The following is a 20,737-nucleotide window of genomic DNA, read 5'->3' on the forward strand; positions in this document are numbered from 1 at the left end:
AGAAAAACTTCACGGCCTTTCCCCGATAGAATATCGGGAAAAGGCCGTGGCATAATACTCTTTTTATGACTGTCTACTTGACAGGGAGATGACCAATTCGCACCTCTTTTTGCATGTGTTGATAGGCTAGTTTGGCCTAACAACTTCTTTAAGTTTTTCTATTACTTTCGCTATCGCTTCAATTGAATTCTCTGTTTCAAATCCTCCAACATTTAAAGAATGGTTTGCGTTTTTGATGACATCGATTTTCAAATTCGTTTTATATAACTGATCAATTTGATTTGCATTATAATGGTGATCTTTATCCCCAATAACTAAAAGCCCGTCGTGACGACTATGTAAGATCGAATCAAAAATGGAATCAAAATTTAGTAAAGGTGTAAGTACTATCATTTTTGACTGCGTGAATTCTTCTTTCTTCATTAAATCATTCGCAATTGGAATTGTTCCGAGTGATTTCCCTAAAAACATCGATTTGCTGTATTGTTCATTTTTCAACACTTCATTTATTACGGGATTAATATCATCCATCATTACTTTCGTTACTTCTTCTATTGGTTTATTCATTACTTGTTCGTCGTAAGAATAATGAATATGCACAACATCTATTTTCTTTTCTAGCATTAACATCGTTGCATAATAAAATAACGGCTTATCGTAATTATATCCTGAACCTGAGAACATAAAGCAAACCGTACTAGAACCTTTTTCGATATGTGTGTAACGAATTACTTTGTCATTTATATGTATCTCTTTTTTAGTTTCCTTCATCGTTTCTCCCTCCGAATACATTTACTTTTGTAATACGATATGTTCTGTGTGAACTGATACATCCTTTACTTTCTCTTTTATAAATGCAGGCTGTAAGTTATATGTATGCAGTTCTTCTACTGGCACCCATCTAAACAAATACGTTCTACCCTCTTCTTCCAAAATATATTGATCCGCTCCATTTGCAGGTAATTCATGTAGCTCTACTTCATAATAAAAACTAATCTCATGAAACTTTCGCTCAGAAAGTGTAAAGAAATTTTCTACTGACCATATTAACCTCTTCCCTTTAATAGGAACAGCTAGTTCTTCTGCAAGTTCTCGTTTTAACGCGTCTTCACTATTTTCTAGCATTTTCACTCTTCCGCCTGGTACATACCAAAAATCTTCACCGTCACCTTGCAGAATAAGTATTTTATGATCCTGTTTACAAATTGCTCCGACGCGGTAGTTAAAACATGTTTCCTCAACTTTGAACGTAAGATCCACAACGATTGCCCCCTATACTTCATTTAAAAATCGCTATAAAACTATTATGTATGTATCGTACAAATAAGATTACTAAATTTTTCTAGTTTGTTTAATAACTTTCGAACTTTCCAAAAATTATACACATTATTTGTCATCACAAGTATAAATACATATGTCACAATTATTGCGCACACTTTGGAAGCATTATGGGGGACGAATGCATCTATCTCAACCAATATACAAAACTGAAAAATCAAATATTTTTTAAGAAATCATTGTAAAAGATAAAGTGAAACATCAATAAATGGAGTTTTTATCCTTTTCCTGTTATTTTTAAATATAGTTAAGACATTATTAAAAAGATGCAAGGTTAACTTATGTGCTAATTAATTCTTTTTCTAGAAAAAGCGTCTTTTATTGCACTTGTTACTACATTTAGGAATAATAAAATAGCCATAACTGCCGTTAGTACATTAAATTGCTTTGTTTTATAAGGAGCGAACCATTCCGTAAAGAACTCTGAATTAACGAGACGATCCCCAACTCCTCCTTCCTTGAAGTTCGGTATCCACGAATTCATGTCAAGGATGATAAAAATTAGTTGCATAACGAAAAATGCTCCAATAGTTTTCAGCCAATTTCGTATTTGACTAGGACGCTCTTTTTTTGATGTCATTTAAACCATCCTCCTTTTAGACATTGCTATTAAAGAGCCTTGTTCTGATAGATACGAATAGATAATATCCATGAAACCCCATAGCACCCCACTGCTATGACAGCAAATAAAAGAAATAATTTCAAATCTGAAATCTCTTTTAAAAAGGTCAGTACGCCATTAGCATATTTATTTAATAAATATGGAGTATTTCGCATTAAATATATAACTCCAATAGATAAAAATATAAAGACTGGTACAAGTGTTTTCACTTTAAATGCAACAAAAAATGGGATGTAAAATGCTGTTATCAGCATGACTGCCAAGAAGCCTAGTATGTAACTTTCTATGGAAAGTTGAAATTCCATGCTGTCTAAAATGAAATATTTTCCAACTAAACAAAATGGGATGATTACTATTGTAAAAAGTAAAGTTCCAACGTATTTTGAACTTATAATTTCCTTCCTAGTATACGGTAATGAGTTTACTAAAATATTAGCATTATCTTTATCATCAGATTGATATGTGTTAATTACAAAAACGGCACTACAAATGATTATGACATATGCTACATCCATGCCGGCCCACAAATAGGTAACTAGAAATAAGAGATAAGCAGGCAAGAAAGTTTTTTGTAAAATCAAATCCTTTTTAATTAAATTAAGCATCTTGAATTCCCCTTTTTCATGAAATACATAATATCCTCTAAACTTGGTTTTTCAATCACCACATCCTTATCAAATAAATTTTCGATAGAATGTGCATTTTCAATCAATCCCTCGAAACCTGTATTTGCCTTACGTACAGAAATAAATTCACGCTCAGTATCAAACTTTAACAAATCTAGTGGTCCTTTGACTAAAACATAATCCTCTGCAATGGCATAAATATCTTTTGTGAAAATATGCTTCCCATTTTGAATAAATGTAATATAATCGGCAATGCGGTCTAAATCCGTTGTAATATGTGATGAGAAAAAGATAGTTTTCTCTCCATCCTGCATAATATTTTGTAGAACATCCAATAATTCTCTTCTGAATACAGGGTCAAGTCCAGATGTAGGTTCATCCATAATAATTAGTTCAGCATGATGTGAAAGGGCAATTGCGAGAGAGGCTTTCATTTTCATTCCTTTGGAGAATGTTTTCATTTTTTTATTTAATGGTAATTCGAACAGCTCTTTATAATATGTAAATTGGTTAAAATCCCATTTTTTATAAGCAGGCGCAATGATTTTAGTAATTTCCTTTAATGTGAGTTCATCATAAAACACATTATCGTCATAAACGAAGCCAATTCTTTCTTTAATTCGTTTCGCATCAGTCGAATAGTTCATGCCAAATAAGGAGACGTTTCCACTATCCGGGTTTATTAGATTCATAATCATTTTAATCGTTGTAGATTTACCTGATCCATTTCCTCCAATAAAACCTGTAACAAATCCTTTTTTTACTTCCATCGAAAAATTTTTAATTTGAAATCCTTTAAAAGATTTACTGACATTTTGAAGTTCTATTACGTTTTCCAAGAGTTTTCCTCCTCGTATAAAATTGTAAGCATTTCTTTTAGCTCATTTAAAGAAACATCCATTTGCTTAGCATTTTGAATCGCTTCACATAACTTTTCTTCAACTGTTTTTAATTTTTCTTCTTTCATAGTTTCAATGTTTTGTTCTGCTACAAAGGACCCTCTTCCGACAATTGAATTAATAAAACCGTCTTTTTCCAGTTCTTCATATGCTCTTTTCGTTGTAATAATACTTACTCGTAAATCTTTTGCTAACTGACGCATTGAAGGAAGAGCATCTCCTTGTTTTAAATCACCTAGTAAAATAAGCTTTTTTATTTGGGCACTAATTTGTTCATAAATAGGTTCCTTTGAAGTGTTCGTAATAGTGATTTGCATGCAAATACCTCTTTTTAAAAATATTGTATATATACTTTATATACAATATATACTATCGTACATTGTAAATCAACAGAAAATTTCCAAAATATAGTCGCAAACACAATCTAATAATAAATGTAATTCATACAACTTATTTTTACGGGTCTTCCTCGTATTTGCTCGATTTTGAGGTGGATGTCTTACTGCTATCTAATGCGGTATAAAGACTACGTTGTGTTTTACGGAGAAATTGGCACAGCTGGTATTGTGAAAGCAAAAGAGTTTGAAACAGAAGAACATTCTGAGGAAGTTGATATCAAGTTAGACTGGTATGAAGATGACGAGGAAGGATTGAAAAAGATGTTTCCTATGCTATGGGAAATGTATGGAGAAAAACCGATTGAGTGGTAGATTTATATACGAAAAACGCCTTGTTTCTTTATTAACAAGGCGTTTTTTCTTGATACTATGTTTAAATTGTTATCTTTCCACTCTCCCACCACACCATAAAAATCTTTAAAGAAGGCGCAACCCACGTTCTGCTATCATTTTCATGATTCCATACATATATATCATCTCTTTGCACGATTCCGTTCAAAATGGAATAACCAAACAAATCACCATTTCCGCCATCAGCAAAAAATAATAAACAGTCAAAAGGCATATATAAATCCTTGAAATCAACTATATTTCTCATATTTATATTTTCAGTTTTAATTTTTGAAGCAGACCATATAAAGTCCCCGTATTCACCTTCTACACCGTTTGTTTCCTGTAATAATTGATGTAAATCATTCGGCAACTCCACATGTAAACAGTTTTGTATATCAGTTAGTTCATCCGTCATAGCTGGTTGTTTCAAACTTAAGTTTGGTGAGATACTGTGAATGGTGTTTTTCCACATCACCTTTTCTCCTCCTTATGTGCAATCAAGTATATTCAAAGAGCTCATCTAAATTTATTGATACCACTTTTCTAACAACTCTTTCTCCCTCTCGCCTGAAATACCTGCTTTTAATTCCCATTCGTCCACACTCTTCATCCACTCATACACGTCTGTAACTGTATGTTCTAACCTTTTAAAAGTAAGCCCTTCTTTCACAGCACTATCTATACTAATAGAAAAACCACCTTTCCACGGCTTCGTTTCACCTTCTAATGAAAAAGTTTCTGGAATCCATAAAGGCATCTCTGTCCAAGGCTGCACATTATGTTCACTCATAAACGATTCGTCTACCCAAACAAATTCAGCATCACTATTCGTAACCTTTTTACACGTATTTAATAGCTCTTCCATCGTCAATTCATCATTCGGACCTGTTACATTGAATATACCTGCTTTATTGTTTTCTGCCATATTTAGTCCCCAGTTTGCGACGTCTTTTATATCAACTATTTGCACTGGACGGTCTTTTCTTCCTGGAACTAACACCTTACCTCCTTTTGCTACACGCTGAATCCAATATGGAAGACGATCTGTATAATCAAATATTCCTGAAAGAAGTCCTGCTCTTACGTGTAAAACATGCCCAGGCCAATACTTCTCTGCTTCTTTTTCACATAATACTTTCAGCGCACCGTAATACTCATAAGGAGATACTTCACCATTCTCTACAGTCTTTATTTGCTCAGCCGTCGGTTCAGGTTGTAATATATAGTCTTCTTTTATATGATGCGGAATCCAATCTTTATATACAGAAAGGCTTGAGATGAATATATAGTGTTCAATATTATCTTTAAGCACTTCTCCAACATTTCTAATGTGATGTGGAGAAAAACCACATGTATCTACGACAACATCCCATTTTCGATTTTCTAAACTTGATACATCACCATTTCTGTCACCGATAAGCTGCTCCACTTCAGGAAAGATTTCTTTGTTTGTTCCGCGGTTAAATGATGTAACTTCATGCCCTCTGTTCAAAGCCTCTTCTACAAATGCTCTGCCTAAAAATCGTGTACCACCTAGTATTAGAATTTTCATGGTTCTCCCCCATTCATCATTAAAAATCCTTTCTTTTGTTAAACGAATTTCTATCATAAAAAGTTACGGGGGATTTGTTGTTTTACTTTAATTCTACAAGTAAAAAGCAATTGTTTTGATGTACCTTGGTTGAATTACTAAACCCGTACAATTTCCCCATCAACTAACTCAATGATTCTATTACACTTATTCGCTACTTCCATATCATGCGTTACAATAATAATTGTTCGTCCTTCTTCATTCAGTTGTAATAGCAAATTCATAATTTCTTCTCCTGTTTTTCTATCTAAATTTCCGGTCGGTTCATCTGCCAATATTAATTCTGGTTCACCTACTAACGCTCTTGCAATTGCGACGCGCTGCTGTTGTCCACCTGATAGCTCGTCGGGTGTTTTATACATATGTTCTTTTAAACCTACTTTTTCTAAATAGAACTTCGCCTTATTTTCTCTTTCTCGTCGCTTTAGCTTTCTATATGTGAGTGGTAGCACTACATTATCCAGTACAGTATGTTCTTTTAACAATGCAAAATATTGAAAAATAAATCCGATCATTTCATTTCTTGTTTTATGAACTTTATTTGCTCTAATTTCAGTTAATGATTTTCCATTTAACGTATATTCACCCTCATTTGGCATATCAATTAACCCGATAACATTTAGTAATGTACTCTTCCCTGAGCCTGATCGCCCCATTACCGCTATAATTTCGCCCTTATATATCGTTAAATTTATACCGTTTAACGCGAACGTATTGTGATTCTTATTACTATACACCTTCTTAATATCTTTTAGTTCAATTAACCCCATTATTCCATCCCACCTATTAATGTTTTCGGTTCAAGCTTTCTAATAAACAAGAAGACAGTTACATTCGAGACAATGATAATCAATAATAAGAAAAGAAATACTAAAAACAATATAGGCGTATCCAATTTAAAGTCTAATACCGTTGCTTCCTTTAAATCCTTCGACATTTGTAATAGAACCCCATACCTCCATGAAAAGTAAGCTATTGACATTCCTAAGCCAGTTATTGCTACAATAATGTTCTCTAAAACAATTTGAATAAACATACCAAATTTACTTTCGCCAAAAGCTATTTTTATACCAAATTCCCGCTTTCTCATCAAGATAGAAACAATGGTCGTTACTACAATTCCGACAATCGAGAATACAATGAATAAGATTCCTACTATAAGTTGAGGTATTTCAGAATAGCCATTAAGAGTAACATCTTCATTTATTTCATCACCTAAACTTTTTAAATGAAACGTACCGCCGTTTCCTTTAAGCTGAATTGATTCTTCTAGTTTCTTTACATCTGCACCTTTTTGTAAATATAAAACTGTACTTTGATGTAGCCTTAAAAACATTGCTTCATATTTTTCAAATCTATCAAATGACATAGGCATTATCATTGCGTAATCCAACTTCAAATATGTGTTCGTCGTATTATTATTTACGATAAATTTATTTTCTGGCAAAAACCCTGTAATTGTATATTGATTATTAATTGTATCCCCAACTTGAAAATATTTCTTAAAGTAAGAACCCATTAAAACTTTTGTTTTTTCTTCACTATTTTTTTGAAAGTCATCATAGGAGAAACCTTCTTCAGGTTTTAAAGGTAAATGTAACATTTTATAGTAATTTTCATCTACAAAAATTGTTTTAATAGTAGGTCTTTCGTCGTGAAACGTTTTATGTTTCAAATCAGTAATCATACTGTTTTGAAATGGTCTATTACTTGACTCTATTTCAATAACTCGCTCCTCGTATGTACCATACGAAATCACATCTTTATTTTGATGAATTGTATTATAAACCGCTTGAATTTTCTCTTTATTAAATTGATTGCTTTGTAATCTATCTATCGTCCTTTCAAAAGTAACTAAATATGTTTTATCCACATTTAATACGGAGCTGGATTTATCGTTTAGATGGTGTAAATTATAAAATACATTAATTGAACTCGTTATAGTTGCTAATCCAAACGTAATCTGTATTAGAAGAAGTACGGAAAATAGAAATCTCTTTTTTAATGCTATGAACGCACTTTTTATTCTCATCGTTTTTACTCCTTTAATGCTTTAGCAGGTTCACTTTTAAGCACATATACAAATGGTATGACAGAGAGAATGAAAGCTATAGTAAGTGAAAGAAATACACACATTACAATATGAGTAGACTGTAAACTAATATTATAGCTTGTAAATTCTATAATATTTTCACTCAAAATGCTAAAAATCCATTGTATGCATATTGCACAGGCTGATGCAGTGATTGCACATAAAAATAATTGACTAAATATAAAAATAAAAAGATTTATATTACTTGCTCCCAAAGCTTTCCTTAACGACAAACTTTTTTTCTTCGTATAAATCCAATAATAACTTACTATGATACTAGTAATGAAAGCTATACATAAAAGCCTATATGGAAAACTGAGTAACTCTTCTACAGCTTCACTTGAGTTTTTTTCCTTCTCATAGTTCTCTTTTTCACTAATTACTTTGGCATTTATATCTTTATTGTTCTGTTTCATATGCTGTATGAAAGTTTCTATTTCCTTGATAGGGTTTGCGTTAGAACGAACAATCATTTGGAATGTATTATCTTTTTGTATCATCTGTTTCACTTCATCTGGCATGTCATTTAGAGAGACGTAAATTTTAATATTATACTCATATCCAGTATTTTCTCCAGCTACGCCTTTAACTGTATATTCCTTATTAAATAATTTTATTGTTTCCATATCCTTATAAATTTTCTTCCCCACTATTACACTATTTTTTTCATCTTGTCCTATCTGAGAACCTTTTAGCAAAGGTGGAGACCAATTTTTATTAAGGAGACCATTCATTATTACGTGGCCGATATCCGGAATAGTAATACGAATATCATTTGTAATCACACTAGCGTTTTTAAAATCAGATTCTACTAACGTCTGAAATTGTTCGAAATTAATTTCCCCCATATTAGTAAGTTGAACAGAATAGTAATAATTAAAATAACCATTTTTACTATCATAAAATTTCTCATCATAATAATCTCGCGTCGACATTGCGATCAGGATTGGCCATATTGTCAATACAAATCCAATAAATAACATAATGAATATTGTTTTGTTCACCACTATTTCTTTTAATACTAGATTCATATATCCTCCTCATTTTAAAAACCGTGAAAAAGGTATTTATCCTTTTTCACGGTTTTTGTTGATTTTCATTTAATTACCATTTCCTTAGAAGTGTACGCACTATCCCCTACCATTATCCATTCATGACCCGAATAACCTCTGGTCACCGGTCCTTTGGATGCAACGCTAACGTTTATACGATCTGACGTTTTAGCATCATACAATGCTAACTCTTTAGAAGTCCCATCATCAAAGCTAGCTCTTACAGTCATCTTGTAAAAATGAGGTTCGTTCTTTTTCGCAGTATAGGCAGTTGCCTTAGCTTTTGCTCCGCTTCCTGTCCACGTTGCATCATTATCCCAACTAATCGAAGCAAATGAAACGGAAGAAACCATACCTAATAAAGAAGCAGTTAATCCTGTAACAGCTAAAGTTTTTTGAAGTAGGCTTTTCATATATTCTTAATCTCCCTTTTTAAAATATTCACTTAAATATTTAAGTATTTTTAGGCCTTGTCCTCATTATACATAAAAAAAATAACTACATATCTATAAAACCTAATATTTACATTTATTAACGAAATTCTTACATTCCCCTGAACTTTCCGTCATAAAATAAAAAGATGATATGAAACTCCAATTCACACCATCTTTTTACTAAAATTATTTATTTAACCGTATACAAGGAAGAATATATTTCACAATCAATTCCCATCTATCCCGTGCATTCGGCATAGCTTCAGAAGCAATTACTACAACCAATTCCTTCTCTGGAATACAACAAATCATATTCCCACCGTCACCCATAGCACAGTATGAAAAGATTCCATCTTCTTCTCGTAACCACCATAAGTAACCATATTGATTTGTGTTCATTTCTGTTGATTCTTTTATCCATGATGTTGATAGAATTTGTTTTCCATTATGAGTACCTTCATTCAAATACAGCTGTCCAAACTTAGCCATATCTTTAACTGTTAACGCTAGTCCCCATCCGCCCGTTGAAATACCATTTGGATCGTGAACCCATCCCTTTACACCTTTTCCAAATAAGTCATCGAATCCAAATGCTTTCATATTGTAGTTTGGAATTTCTCTCATACCGAGTGGCCGAAATAGCTGTTCATTCGCAAATTCACGCGCACTTTTTCCTGTTGCACTCGTGATAATTGCTGATAGTACATGCGCTCCTGCAGATGAATATTTAAAAGTTCCAATCTCTCCGCCGTTCCCCATTCTATGAAGTGTATACTGTACCCAGTCTGGTTGTGTACATAATTCTTCTAACGGTTCCTGCCAGTCTACAAAAGGATATGGAGCTGTCATTGTAAGTAAGTGTCGCACTGTTATTTCAGATTCCTTACGTTTATATTCAGGAAAAAACTCTATTACTTTTTGATCAACGCTTTTTATATAGCCTTTATCTATACATATCCCAATTAGGGCCGAGATTATCGTTTTTGTGACTGACGCTACATGAAATGCATCATCTGGACCATGCCCGTTATAATAGTTTTCAAAAATAACATTACCTTTCTGCACTACTAACATACCATTCATGTTTTTATATTCTTCTTGTATAATCTGATCTAACTTTTCAGCAGTTTTCATTATTCCTTCCCCTTTAACCTATAATTAAAAAGGTTCAATAGGTACATATATATCAACTATATGTTTATTTTCTGGGTGCTGCCTTGGGTCATTTTTATACATTTCAAAAGGATACGCATCTCTCGGTTTATATCCGCTATTTGGTAGCCATTCACCGTATAAAAAATTCCATGCTCCTTTATATTCATCTTGTTGTATTTCAAAATGACTTACCGCATACTTTCCAGAAGGTATTACCATTATTCCAATGTCGCTCGTTTCTACTGCGGATTCATCCGGAATTGTTATACATAAACTAGTCCTTAACTGATAGTCCTCTGTAAATTCATGATGATCGTGGTAAATGGTTAATACTTTCGTATCCTCAAATACATGATAGTTTTGCTCAACTGCGTAATGAAATAGTTTCTCTATCATTTTTGGAAAAGCTATAGTTAACTCTTCATATGTACCTGTATGTCTTATGTATGCGACGTTTATATCATCCACTGTTACAATTTCAACATTCCCTCGAACCTTCTTACATTCATTGTATTGAGAAGTTCTTCTTACGTCTTTGCAATTCTTGCTATTATAGTTTCGATATTGAGACGGACTTACTCCGTAATAATTTTTAAATGTACGGGAGAAAACTGCCGAATCTGTGAAACCAAAATGGTAAGCGATGTCAGTAATCGTCATATCCGAACGGTATGTAAGAAGGTTTGTTGCCCTTTCCAGTTTCAATCGGTTTACATACCGAGATAATGGTTCATCTACTATCCCTTTAAAAATTCTATGAAAATGATACTTTGAAAATCCTGCTATATCCGCTAACTCTTCAATGGATAGTGAATCATTTATGTGTAATTCTATATAATTTTGTACTTTGTATATGCACTGGAAATACTCATTTCTACTTTGTTTATTCTCCATACTTCTATCTCCTCACAACAAAAAGGCTAACTTTGTGCTAGCCTACTTTTACACATGTTTCAAAAATAAAACTCTACTACCGCCGTTCCCGTCATAATTTGTATGTACTGATACACCCTCTATCTCATCATCCCCAGCCTCTATTCGAAAGCCTATCTCCCTATGAAACTGTATCGATTTTTTATTAACTGGTGATGTGATTGCTTTTACAACTTTACGGTTATTTGCACGAGCGACATCAAAGAAATAAGAATACAATGTCGATGCGATTCCTCTTCTTCTATACTTCGGATTTACCCCGATAAAATGAACGTACGCTTCCTCTTTATGCGTTTGCGAAAGGAATCCGCATAAGAAACCTAACGTTTCGCCATCTTCTTCAATGATAAAACTCGTTTCTTGAAAGTGAACGAAAAACAATTTTGGCAACATGTCAGCCATGTCTCTACCGCCCCACCAATCATTTAAAATAGAATGAATCTTTACATAATCTTCCCCTTGAATGTTTCTTACTCGCATATGTTTCTCCCTCTCACTCACTTCATTTTTTCATAAATTTTAATGACCGTTTCTACTAAAAGGATGAATACCCATATCCCGCAAAATACGAGAACTGATTGAAATATAGAACCTAGCATAACAATACTTATTAAACCTAATTCTGATCCTGAAATGGATATTTCATCAAACCCAAGATTATGTATAAATGGACCAGTAGAAAAAGCCATTAAAATAGATCCTATTAAATAAATCACACTCATTATTTTTAATATTTTTATAGAAAGATATGAAGTTTGTTTTTCTTCCACTTGTGATAATTCGATTTCTCCACTCGCAATTCCTTTTTGCAAACAGTCCTCACATAGAAATTCTTCCTTAATTTTTTTACCACCATGCAATGTACCTGTTATTTCTTTACATCTTTCACATTTTCGATTTATCATGTTGTTACCACTCCAATCTCGTAAGATTATACTTATACAATTCTATTTTTACCTTATTATCCCTTTTATGTATTTTATAGAAAGGTGACGTGTTTTATGATATCTAAACTTATTTTTGGCTATAAAAAGCCTACTGAGCAATATGTATTACGACCTAGTTGTTATGCAATTATTTTTAACTCCACTTCTTCAAAGATTGCTGTTATCCAAAAAAGAGACCGCTACTTTTTACCCGGCGGTGGTATAGAAGGTACTGAAACAAAAGATGAATGCTTACATCGTGAACTACTAGAGGAATTAGGATGGGAAATTGAAATTGATCAGTATATCGGTAATGCAATGCGATATTTTTTCCGAAAAAGAAGATACTTATTATTTAAATGACGGGTTCTTTTATATCGCGAACATGGTGCAGAAACAAACTGAAAACTGTGAGGAAGATCATGTTTTAAGATGGATGTCTCCATTGCATGCTGTGGAACTTCTCATTCACGATCATCAAAAATGGGCGATTGAACAAGCACTTTTATTACGAAATGAAAAAGGATCTCCTTCTATATGAAAGAGATCCTTTTTTACTGTTAACTTACTTTTTTCAAATTGAGAGCTGGCTTTTTGATTCCGCCCTTTTTCACAACATATAAGCCGATAAAGATTATAAGTCCGCCAACGAGTTGCATCATATTAATTTGCTCTCCGATTGTTACTGCCGCAAAAATAACTGCGAACAATGGCACAAGATACATATAAACCATTACTTTCGTTGAGCCTATTTGACTAATACCGACATACCACATTGCAAGTCCGAAGATAGTCGCAAAGATGATGGAATATGCTAGAGACCCCCAGCTTAGCATGTCTACTGGCCACGTTAATGTGTTTACGTTGAATAAACAATATATAACGAGAGGTACAATTCCAATTAAAGTAGACCAAGATGTGACTCTCATTGCGGAGTATTTTATAATAAGAGGTTGTGCTAATATTGGATACCATCCCCACGCAATTGCTGCAACTAATCCAATTATATTTCCGAGCCACGCATACTCGTAAGTAGCTCCTCCTGTATGACCTGTTAATAAAACGAATGCGGCACCAATAAAGGCTACTATTGAACCTATTTGTACTTTCATCGAAAAGCGTTCTTGTTTGTGCAATACTGCTAATATCCCTGTAAATATAGGTGACATCGCAATTAATAATGAGGCGTTCGTTGCTGAAGTATATTTCACAGATAGCATAAACATCGTTTGATACATTGTCGTACCAACGATACCGACTGCTACTAATCGTAGCCAATCTTTTCTTTCAATACGTAATGAGCGTTCCATTATAAAAGTAATAAGTAATAATACAGGTGATGCTACTAAAAATCGTAAACTATTAAATTGAATGGATGACATAAATGCCACGCCATACTTTCCTATTGTATAATTTGCTCCCCATACTAATGCAACTGATACTAGGAGCCATTCCATTTGCCATCTTTTCATCCGAATCTCCCCTTCCATATTTAGCATAGTAAAATTGGCTGGATATAACACCGTCCAATTGGCTGTTTTTTTACCCAGCCAATTTGCTATACTGGATGTATATAAGAGATACGGAGGCGTTTTTTTATGGAATGGAAGCTAGATAGTGACAGTAAAATCCCTATTTATCAGCAAGTTGTTGACTTTATCGAGAAACGTATTACATACGGGGAACTTCCTCCAGGTAGCTTCCTACCTTCCGAACGGAAATTAGCTACGCAGTTAAATGTAAACCGTAGTACAGTAACAACTGCTTATAATGAACTTCGTGCTATGGGAATTGTAGAAAGTACGACTGGTAAAGGAACACGCGTGAGTACACATATGTGGGGCGTTTCTCCAACATTAACGCCGAACTGGAGGAATTTCGTGGAAGGCGGTACGTTCTTACCAAACTTGCCGTTACTTCGTCATATTCGAGCAGAAGTACAACAAAATGAAAATATTATTGATTTTGCAAACGGAGAACTCGGTTGTAATCTCTATCCTCATGATCAACTACAAACGATTTTACGAGAACAACCGTTAACGCACTCATTAAGTTACGATCATCCGCAAGGGTACCTCCCGCTAAGACAAGCGGTAGTAAAATATATGAAAGAATATTTAAAAGTTGAAGCTACTGAACAATCGATTATGATTACATCTGGCGCACAGCAAGCCTTGCACCTTATCGTACAATGTTTATTAAATCCGGGTGATGCTGTCGCTTTCGAAAGTCCATCACACTGTTATTCCTTACCGTTATTCCAATCAGCAGGTATTCGTATTTTCCCATTACCTGTTGATGAACACGGTATTAATCCGGATGATGTGCAAGAGCTATATCGGAAGCATCGTATTAAAATGATCTTTTTAAATCCCAACTTCCAAAATCCTACGGGCACAATGCTGCATCCAAACCGTAGAAACAAACTATTATCACTTTGTGCAGACTTACGAATTGCGATTGTGGAAGATGATCCGTCTAGTTTACTTACGTTAGAAAAGAAACAACCTTGCCCTACTTTGAAATCAATAGATGAAAATGGAACTGTCATCTATGTACATTCTTTATCAAAAATGATTGCACCGGGATTACGAGTCGGCTGGCTTGTTGCCCCGCAATCGGTAGTAGAAAGGTTATCCGACGCAAGGCACCAAATGGAATTAGGTATGAGCATTTTCCCGCAGTGGCTTATGCAGCAATTTTTCGAAACTGTACCTTTTCAGTCTCATATCGTACCGTTACGAAAACAACTAGCAGAAAAAAGAGACGTTATCGTCCGCGCTCTAACCGAGCAACTTCACGATAAAATCTCTTTTTCAAATCCGACCGGTGGTATATACATATGGGGGAAATTAAAAGAACCGATCAACGAAAAACAACTCATTATGCAAAGCTTAAAACAAGAAATCGCCTTTATGCCCGGTAGTATTTTCGGTGCGAAAGATGGTTATATTCGTTTATCTTATGGAAAAGTGAATATTAATCAAATTGAGGAAGGGATTTCTCGCTTGCGTGAGGCTATTTTGGTTTGTGAAAAGTAACTTATGATAAAAGGATCTCGTTTGACAAAACCTAAATCTACCATTATCATCAACACGAACCTAGTTATAGGAGTGATACCAATGAAAATCTATGTTGATGCAGATGCTTGCCCTGTAAAAGATGTAATTATTTTTGAAGCTACGAAGGCAGAAATTCCTGTTACCCTCGTTACAAGCTTTTCTCATTATTCTAATGCTGAGCAGCCAAAAGGCGTGGAAACAATTTATGTTGATTCTGGAGCTGATGCTGCGGATTACCGAATTATGCAGTTAGCCCAAAAAGAAGATTTAATCGTAACACAAGATTACGGTCTTGCTTCGCTTGCTTTAGCAAAAGGCTGTATCGTGCTACACCATAAAGGATATAAGTACACAAATGAAAACATTGAACAACTATTACAAACACGATATTTAAGTGCAATGGTTCGAAAAAGCGGTAAGCGTACAAAAGGACCGAAACCATTTACAGCAGAAGATAAAGAGAAATTTAGAGCACTCTTTAAAAGTATGATCGCACTGTAGAAATGAACCGTCTATTTGTAGAGAAAGAAAAGAAGAGAATATCCAAATGAACATTCTCTTCTTCAGGTTTACCCGTTTAAAATGCAGGTAAATTATCTAAGTTATTTTCTTTTATTCCATCCGGTTCGCTACGTATAATATCTCTACCATACTTATGAAATACATCCACATGAGCTAATTTCCCTGATTTGGCTTCATTAAGAGCAGTCATATAATCTAACTCTCTTCCGCTACTTGTTTTAAACGCTATTAAATCCCCATCACCATTTTTACGAACGGCAACAATTTGTTCTGCTCCTGTATTAACTTCATGGCCTACTTCAAATTGAGCTTGCTCTTCTCCTTGATGTAAATAATCATTATACACTTTTTCAAAATCTTTTTTGTCCATTAAACTCACCTCCAACACATTTTATTAGTATGGTTGAGGAGCGTTGGTTTTATGTGCTTTTCTCTTAGCAAAATGTATTTTTAGTACCTACGCAAACCCTTCAAAGTTTCCAATATATCATCTGTAAAGGCTGTGCTACCCTCTGTCTCTAAAACTCTGAAATATAAACTTCTTAAGAAAGCTCTAATATTTTGTACTAAAATGGCATGCTGCGGATGGCGGATGTCTTCAACAGTTGCTATACTATGTAGCCAGTTGCTCCACTCTTCTTCCGTTAAAAGATTTTGGTTACGCAAAGACATAATTGGCTTTACTAATCTCTCATCCTCAAAGTGTACATATACGTAATCACTCAATCGAACCTTCTGACGAACAGCAGCTAATATTGCATATGAAAACTCACGATTTTGTATTGTACGAGCTAACGCATCGAGCGCATCCGCTGCATGTGCAGTAGAGTGTGCCCATCCTTTTCCTTCTACATAACCTCTTACATCTTCTTCTAAATATACATATTCCAGCACTTGTTCTGCCACACTGTACAGTTGTTCTTCTGATAACAACGGTTCTCTTTCATGAACAGATAAAATAAGTGGTGGAATTAAAACAGAGAACGCACGTTTAAAAACAGAGTCTGTTCCCTTTTCACCAATTTTATAAAATAAATAATCAGGACTAATTGCTTGTAGCATTAATCCTCGTAATTCTTTTTGTCTAAACACATCATTTGTAATCCATGTGTGAAGCGTACTATAAATTAAATCATCACGTAATTCAGCATCAGGTGATCCGATATAATCTAGCATCCACTGCGCATATGGATATGCATCTACGTCTTCTGGTACAGCATAATTATTATTTTTAATTTGTAGTAGTTCTTCTTTTAGTTCTAGTACTTCATTCATTCTATTTTTTCTCCCCTTTTTGCGTTTCTTATTGCCTTATCCCCCGCTTTTCACTTTCTAAAGCTAATATAATTATACGAGAATTATAACTATTAATAAAAGGCTATACATATACTTTTGATTGTGTATTACATTCGCTCTTGAAATATAACTTCTGGATTTGCTAAATCACTATTCCGAAATACAACATCCGCACACTCTTTCGGATTATGCTCATCTATATACATCTTACAGGCCGCATGATACCTGCTCAAAAACATCTTCTCTGCTTCTTCATAACTTCCAAAAGCTTCAGTTTCCCGCTTAGCACCACGTTTTCTCGCTATCTTAAAATCTGTATCTACAAAAATTTTGTAATCAAATAAATGCTCAACGTCTTTTTTTAATAGAAATGTTCCATCTACTATGAGTACCATATTGGGTTGAGCCATTAACGGCTCATTATGTACAGGAATATCAGTTTTTAAATTATGAGAGATCGTTTCATACTGTAAATTCCCATTAGGTCCTAAAGGTTTTAATAGTCTTTCTTTGAAAGCTGTATAATCGTGTGCGTCTTCATAATACCCTCTTGCAGATTCTTTACCTTGTGTATAACGAATCACTTTTGGGTTATGAAAATCGTCAATGCTAGCGCACGTTACTGGTAACCCTCGTTTTTTTATTTCTTCCGCTACTTCGTTTGCAAATGTTGTTTTTCCTGATGCTGTAATACCGCTTACTCCAACTCTTGTTGGATGCGTTACATTTAACGTTAAAATATGATTAGCAATTTCTTTTATACTTTGTTTTCGGTTCATGATATTTCTCCCTTCATTTAGTTTACATAACAAAATTATAATTAACTTTTATGTCACTATTTGTCGGTAAGTCGATATCCTTTGTCGAATCGTTGATATATTGAAAAAATCGTTGATATATTTTAAGTTATGATAGATATATTTGAAAAATCGTTGATATATTATGATTGGCTTACTTTCCCTTAAACCCTCGATATAAAGCAGTCCGTAACTCTTGTTTGTATTCTTCAATTTCTGGCATATTGAGCTCTTCTGCCAGCCTGATAGCTAATTCAATATCGTACGGTACACGTACAAGTTGGATGGAAAAGCTTGCTGCTTCTTTTTCATTGTAAGTTCCTTCGAATATTAAATAAGAAGCTTGTGTAATTTCAAGTGGATTTCCTACGCTACCAGTGTTACATAACGTTTTGCCTCTAAAATTTTGAACGAATGCTTGGTGAACATCACCGTAGCAAACGACATCTGGTTTTCTTTCCCCTTCTATATTCTCTGTGAGATCACTATTTTCGAACATACTAATACGTTCTTCTCTTGAAGCGTGTGGTTGAATTCTTTCATATAAACTTCTAGGTGAGGCGTGGAACATACGAATGAGTTTTCCGCTCATAAAAAATTCGATTGAAAATGGTAAGCTTCTTAAATAGTCATTTTGTTCTTCCGATAATTGTTTTTGATGCCATTTTAATGCTTCAAATTCAGTCGGTTTTGTTATAAAATCATCCCAGTTTCCCATTACGACTCCTTCACATTCTTTACGAATGATTTCAATTGCTTCACTAGAATGAGGGCCTTTTCCGACTAAATCTCCAAGACAAATTATTCGTTCGATTCCTCTCAATTTAATATCTTGCAGTACAGATTCTAAAGCTGGAATATTACCATGTATATCTGAAATTACCGCAATTTTGTCCATATGTATTCCTCCTTTATTTATTAAATTCACTTGATTGGTACCATTTTGGAATATAGGATGAAAATTGATTATGATCTTCTAAAATTTGGTTCAACCTTTCCTTCATATCATCTACTAAATGCGGCGTGCTTCGGTTTGTCCAAACGATATCCGCTGGGAATGTCATTGCTGCATATAATGAGTACAGTTTCCAAAAATGAAGTGATGGTTCCCCTCCGCAATAACCGTGAACTTGTCCAACCGCAAATAGTTTGCTTATTCTTATAGTAAAAATCGCTACGTTATAAAAATCGTGTATGGGATCGCCAAAACCATATCCACCAAAATCGATAACGATAAATTCCTTATTATGAATCATACTATTTGCTGGATGGAAGTCATCGTGTAAAAATGTGATTGGACGATTTTTCAATAATTGTTTATGCTCCCCTACAAATCTTAAAACTGGCTTTAAATCAAGGAAGTCTATTTCATAGTTTGCTAACGCCTCTACGTATCTTTCGTATTTATTCCATCGAACCGTTTCCCAGGTATCACTCGCACTTTCTCTTTCTAGTGAGTGAATCCTCTTTAATACTTCTCCTGCTTTTCTTCCTGCATGATACTGTTCTTCCGCCGATAGCTTCCTTAAACCTTCTTCACCATTTACACCTTGGATCCATTCAAATACTTGAACACATTTATTTAATTCCTCAAGTTTTATGAAGTGAATTAACTTCGGCGTTGGAATATGTAATAACTCTAATTGTTTCATATACGTATATTCTTCTTGTTTACTTTCAAAATGAACAGCATCACATACTTTTACAAAATATGTTACTCTATTTTCTAATTTTATTTTATATTTCTTTTCATGTGAAAAACCTTTTGAAATAGCTGCACACTTTACAATACGAGGCCACTCTAGTTTTCTCTCTATCTCTCTAAGCATTTCTTCCAAAGCGTTCACCTCTATCAATATATGTACAAACTACCTAACACTTCATACTCTCGTTTATTTTCCCCTTTAAATTCTACTGCAAATGGATATTCGCCATGATTCTTCAAATATTGTAGTACTAACCCTTTCCCAATTGGTTCACAAAACTGTACTTGAATGTCACCAAACGATACACTTTGACACTCCGCATTCCATTCTTCATTTTTCACAACCGAGCTTGCAGTTAACTCCATTACTTCTTTCCATTTCTGCACCGTTTCTCGAACATTTTTCACCGCGTAATGAACCGTTTCAATTTGTTGTACCTTGTTTTTATGTTCCGTGATTGTTCCAATGTTACGTAAATCTTTTCTTCTTTCTTCATCTGTTTCATTCCACTGTATAAAGAAAGGTAATTTCGGCCCGTTCTCTTCTTGCTTTACAAATAACATTTTCCATTCTAAAAGGCGGCCATCTTTTCTCATACGTTTCCCTTCAAATGGTCCTATTGTTTGTAAACCGTATTTACTAAACTTATCTGCTAACTCTTCAATGGCATCTGTTCGAATTGCGATTTGTAGCATCCCTTCGCCATCTTGTAATTTCACTACCGTTTCTTGTACTAACGGATTTTCTGCTTCTTTCGCTTTTTCTTCATGTTGAACTGCTAAAAATTCTATGTATGATAAATCAAAATAACTTAAACTATTCCAAGTACCCCAAATAGTATGCTCTCCGCCTAGTGCGGTATGAAATCTAAGTTCCTGCATTTGTTTTGCCGCTTCTTCCGGTGTGCCATGAACTGCGTGAACGAGATGATCAAATCGTAACATGTCTTTCTCCC

At 34.2% G+C, this 20,737-nt stretch carries 26 protein-coding genes and 1 pseudogene; 4 read left to right on the plus strand and 23 right to left on the minus strand.

What is annotated here, in order from left to right:
• Window positions 1-126: 126 nt before the first annotated feature.
• From ACVWY7_RS24680 to ACVWY7_RS24705, 6 genes are all read right to left on the minus strand, one after another.
• The gene (locus ACVWY7_RS24680; RefSeq protein WP_101194574.1) at window positions 127-771 is read right to left on the minus strand and encodes an alpha/beta family hydrolase; all 645 of its coding nucleotides are present in this window, start codon (window positions 769-771) and stop codon (window positions 127-129) included.
• Window positions 772-792: 21 nt separating this feature from the next.
• Window positions 793-1,260: an NUDIX hydrolase gene (locus ACVWY7_RS24685; RefSeq protein ID WP_017561329.1), complete on the minus strand. Its 468-nt coding sequence runs from the start codon at window positions 1,258-1,260 to the stop codon at window positions 793-795.
• A 364-nt stretch (window positions 1,261-1,624) separates the two neighbouring features.
• Window positions 1,625-1,918: a YfzA family protein gene (locus tag ACVWY7_RS24690; protein WP_000202081.1), complete on the minus strand. Its 294-nt coding sequence runs from the start codon at window positions 1,916-1,918 to the stop codon at window positions 1,625-1,627.
• Between the two features lie 29 nt (window positions 1,919-1,947).
• Complete coding sequence (locus ACVWY7_RS24695; RefSeq protein WP_000933348.1) at window positions 1,948-2,565, minus strand: ABC-2 transporter permease; 618 nt, start codon at window positions 2,563-2,565, stop codon at window positions 1,948-1,950.
• Window positions 2,553-3,425 carry an ABC transporter ATP-binding protein gene (locus ACVWY7_RS24700; protein ID WP_431174692.1) on the minus strand — a complete coding sequence of 291 codons (873 nt, stop codon included), beginning with the start codon at window positions 3,423-3,425 and terminating at the stop codon, window positions 2,553-2,555. The genes ACVWY7_RS24695 and ACVWY7_RS24700 overlap by 13 nt, the downstream gene beginning before the upstream one ends.
• Window positions 3,413-3,802: a GntR family transcriptional regulator gene (locus ACVWY7_RS24705; protein WP_001167463.1), complete on the minus strand. Its 390-nt coding sequence runs from the start codon at window positions 3,800-3,802 to the stop codon at window positions 3,413-3,415. Before ACVWY7_RS24705 ends, ACVWY7_RS24700 begins: the two co-directional genes overlap by 13 nt.
• Window positions 3,803-3,997: 195 nt before the next feature.
• Between ACVWY7_RS24705 and ACVWY7_RS24710 the strand changes: the two genes are divergently transcribed.
• Window positions 3,998-4,195 carry a hypothetical protein gene (locus ACVWY7_RS24710; RefSeq protein ID WP_001269543.1) on the plus strand — a complete coding sequence of 66 codons (198 nt, stop codon included), beginning with the start codon at window positions 3,998-4,000 and terminating at the stop codon, window positions 4,193-4,195.
• A 61-nt stretch (window positions 4,196-4,256) separates the two neighbouring features.
• Here ACVWY7_RS24710 and ACVWY7_RS24715 read toward each other — a convergent pair whose 3' ends face one another.
• The 10 genes from ACVWY7_RS24715 to ACVWY7_RS24760 form a co-directional block, all read right to left on the minus strand.
• Window positions 4,257-4,688 carry an SMI1/KNR4 family protein gene (locus ACVWY7_RS24715; protein WP_000265813.1) on the minus strand — a complete coding sequence of 144 codons (432 nt, stop codon included), beginning with the start codon at window positions 4,686-4,688 and terminating at the stop codon, window positions 4,257-4,259.
• Window positions 4,689-4,742: 54 nt separating this feature from the next.
• A complete protein-coding gene (locus ACVWY7_RS24720) occupies window positions 4,743-5,768 on the minus strand; it encodes an SDR family oxidoreductase (protein ID WP_105989929.1) in 1,026 nt (341 codons plus the stop codon).
• 137 nt (window positions 5,769-5,905) lie between these two features.
• Complete coding sequence (locus ACVWY7_RS24725; RefSeq protein ID WP_105989928.1) at window positions 5,906-6,577, minus strand: ABC transporter ATP-binding protein; 672 nt, start codon at window positions 6,575-6,577, stop codon at window positions 5,906-5,908.
• Window positions 6,577-7,839: an ABC transporter permease gene (locus ACVWY7_RS24730; RefSeq protein WP_105989927.1), complete on the minus strand. Its 1,263-nt coding sequence runs from the start codon at window positions 7,837-7,839 to the stop codon at window positions 6,577-6,579. The genes ACVWY7_RS24725 and ACVWY7_RS24730 overlap by 1 nt, the downstream gene beginning before the upstream one ends.
• A 5-nt stretch (window positions 7,840-7,844) precedes the next feature.
• The gene (locus ACVWY7_RS24735; RefSeq protein WP_105989926.1) at window positions 7,845-8,930 is read right to left on the minus strand and encodes an FtsX-like permease family protein; all 1,086 of its coding nucleotides are present in this window, start codon (window positions 8,928-8,930) and stop codon (window positions 7,845-7,847) included.
• A 65-nt stretch (window positions 8,931-8,995) separates the two neighbouring features.
• The gene (locus ACVWY7_RS24740) at window positions 8,996-9,364 is read right to left on the minus strand and encodes a hypothetical protein (RefSeq protein ID WP_000838690.1); all 369 of its coding nucleotides are present in this window, start codon (window positions 9,362-9,364) and stop codon (window positions 8,996-8,998) included.
• Window positions 9,365-9,571: 207 nt separating this feature from the next.
• Window positions 9,572-10,519, minus strand: coding sequence for a serine hydrolase domain-containing protein (locus tag ACVWY7_RS24745; protein WP_281102610.1), 948 nt, complete (start codon window positions 10,517-10,519; stop codon window positions 9,572-9,574).
• Between the two features lie 24 nt (window positions 10,520-10,543).
• Window positions 10,544-11,434, minus strand: a complete 891-nt coding sequence (locus ACVWY7_RS24750; RefSeq protein WP_431174694.1) for an AraC family transcriptional regulator — start codon at window positions 11,432-11,434, stop codon at window positions 10,544-10,546.
• A gap of 48 nt (window positions 11,435-11,482) precedes the next feature.
• The gene (locus ACVWY7_RS24755) at window positions 11,483-11,953 is read right to left on the minus strand and encodes a GNAT family N-acetyltransferase (protein ID WP_073523392.1); all 471 of its coding nucleotides are present in this window, start codon (window positions 11,951-11,953) and stop codon (window positions 11,483-11,485) included.
• A 17-nt stretch (window positions 11,954-11,970) separates the two neighbouring features.
• Window positions 11,971-12,378: a DUF3980 domain-containing protein gene (locus tag ACVWY7_RS24760; protein ID WP_000610470.1), complete on the minus strand. Its 408-nt coding sequence runs from the start codon at window positions 12,376-12,378 to the stop codon at window positions 11,971-11,973.
• Window positions 12,379-12,474: 96 nt separating this feature from the next.
• Here ACVWY7_RS24760 and ACVWY7_RS24765 point away from each other — a divergent pair.
• Window positions 12,475-12,940 (plus strand): annotated as a pseudogene (locus tag ACVWY7_RS24765) (NUDIX hydrolase).
• A 19-nt stretch (window positions 12,941-12,959) separates the two neighbouring features.
• Here the strand turns inward: ACVWY7_RS24765 and ACVWY7_RS24770 are convergent.
• Window positions 12,960-13,871, minus strand: a complete 912-nt coding sequence (locus ACVWY7_RS24770) for a DMT family transporter (protein ID WP_073523381.1) — start codon at window positions 13,869-13,871, stop codon at window positions 12,960-12,962.
• A 126-nt stretch (window positions 13,872-13,997) separates the two neighbouring features.
• On the opposite strand from ACVWY7_RS24770, the gene pdxR reads away from it, so the two are divergent.
• Both pdxR and ACVWY7_RS24780 read left to right on the plus strand, forming a co-directional pair.
• The gene (gene pdxR, locus ACVWY7_RS24775) at window positions 13,998-15,440 is read left to right on the plus strand and encodes a MocR-like pyridoxine biosynthesis transcription factor PdxR (RefSeq protein WP_456524023.1); all 1,443 of its coding nucleotides are present in this window, start codon (window positions 13,998-14,000) and stop codon (window positions 15,438-15,440) included.
• Window positions 15,441-15,521: 81 nt separating this feature from the next.
• Entirely contained in the window at window positions 15,522-15,962 is a 441-nt protein-coding gene (locus ACVWY7_RS24780) for a YaiI/YqxD family protein (protein ID WP_000708756.1), read from the plus strand.
• Window positions 15,963-16,038: 76 nt separating this feature from the next.
• On the opposite strand, the gene ACVWY7_RS24785 is transcribed toward ACVWY7_RS24780, so the two are convergent.
• The 6 genes from ACVWY7_RS24785 to ACVWY7_RS24810 form a co-directional block, all read right to left on the minus strand.
• Window positions 16,039-16,353, minus strand: a complete 315-nt coding sequence (locus ACVWY7_RS24785; protein ID WP_105989925.1) for a DUF3892 domain-containing protein — start codon at window positions 16,351-16,353, stop codon at window positions 16,039-16,041.
• Between the two features lie 80 nt (window positions 16,354-16,433).
• The gene (locus ACVWY7_RS24790) at window positions 16,434-17,258 is read right to left on the minus strand and encodes a DUF2785 domain-containing protein (RefSeq protein WP_001006687.1); all 825 of its coding nucleotides are present in this window, start codon (window positions 17,256-17,258) and stop codon (window positions 16,434-16,436) included.
• Window positions 17,259-17,386: 128 nt separating this feature from the next.
• The gene (locus ACVWY7_RS24795) at window positions 17,387-18,058 is read right to left on the minus strand and encodes a nucleoside/nucleotide kinase family protein (protein WP_073523367.1); all 672 of its coding nucleotides are present in this window, start codon (window positions 18,056-18,058) and stop codon (window positions 17,387-17,389) included.
• Window positions 18,059-18,230: 172 nt separating this feature from the next.
• Window positions 18,231-18,974, minus strand: coding sequence for a metallophosphoesterase family protein (locus ACVWY7_RS24800; RefSeq protein ID WP_073523365.1), 744 nt, complete (start codon window positions 18,972-18,974; stop codon window positions 18,231-18,233).
• Window positions 18,975-18,987: 13 nt separating this feature from the next.
• A complete protein-coding gene (locus tag ACVWY7_RS24805; RefSeq protein ID WP_000392081.1) occupies window positions 18,988-19,914 on the minus strand; it encodes an aminoglycoside phosphotransferase family protein in 927 nt (308 codons plus the stop codon).
• 14 nt (window positions 19,915-19,928) lie between these two features.
• Window positions 19,929-20,726, minus strand: coding sequence for a VOC family protein (locus tag ACVWY7_RS24810; protein WP_000943355.1), 798 nt, complete (start codon window positions 20,724-20,726; stop codon window positions 19,929-19,931).
• Window positions 20,727-20,737 lie beyond the last annotated feature (11 nt).

Source organism: Bacillus sp. TE9106W, from assembly GCF_054062215.1.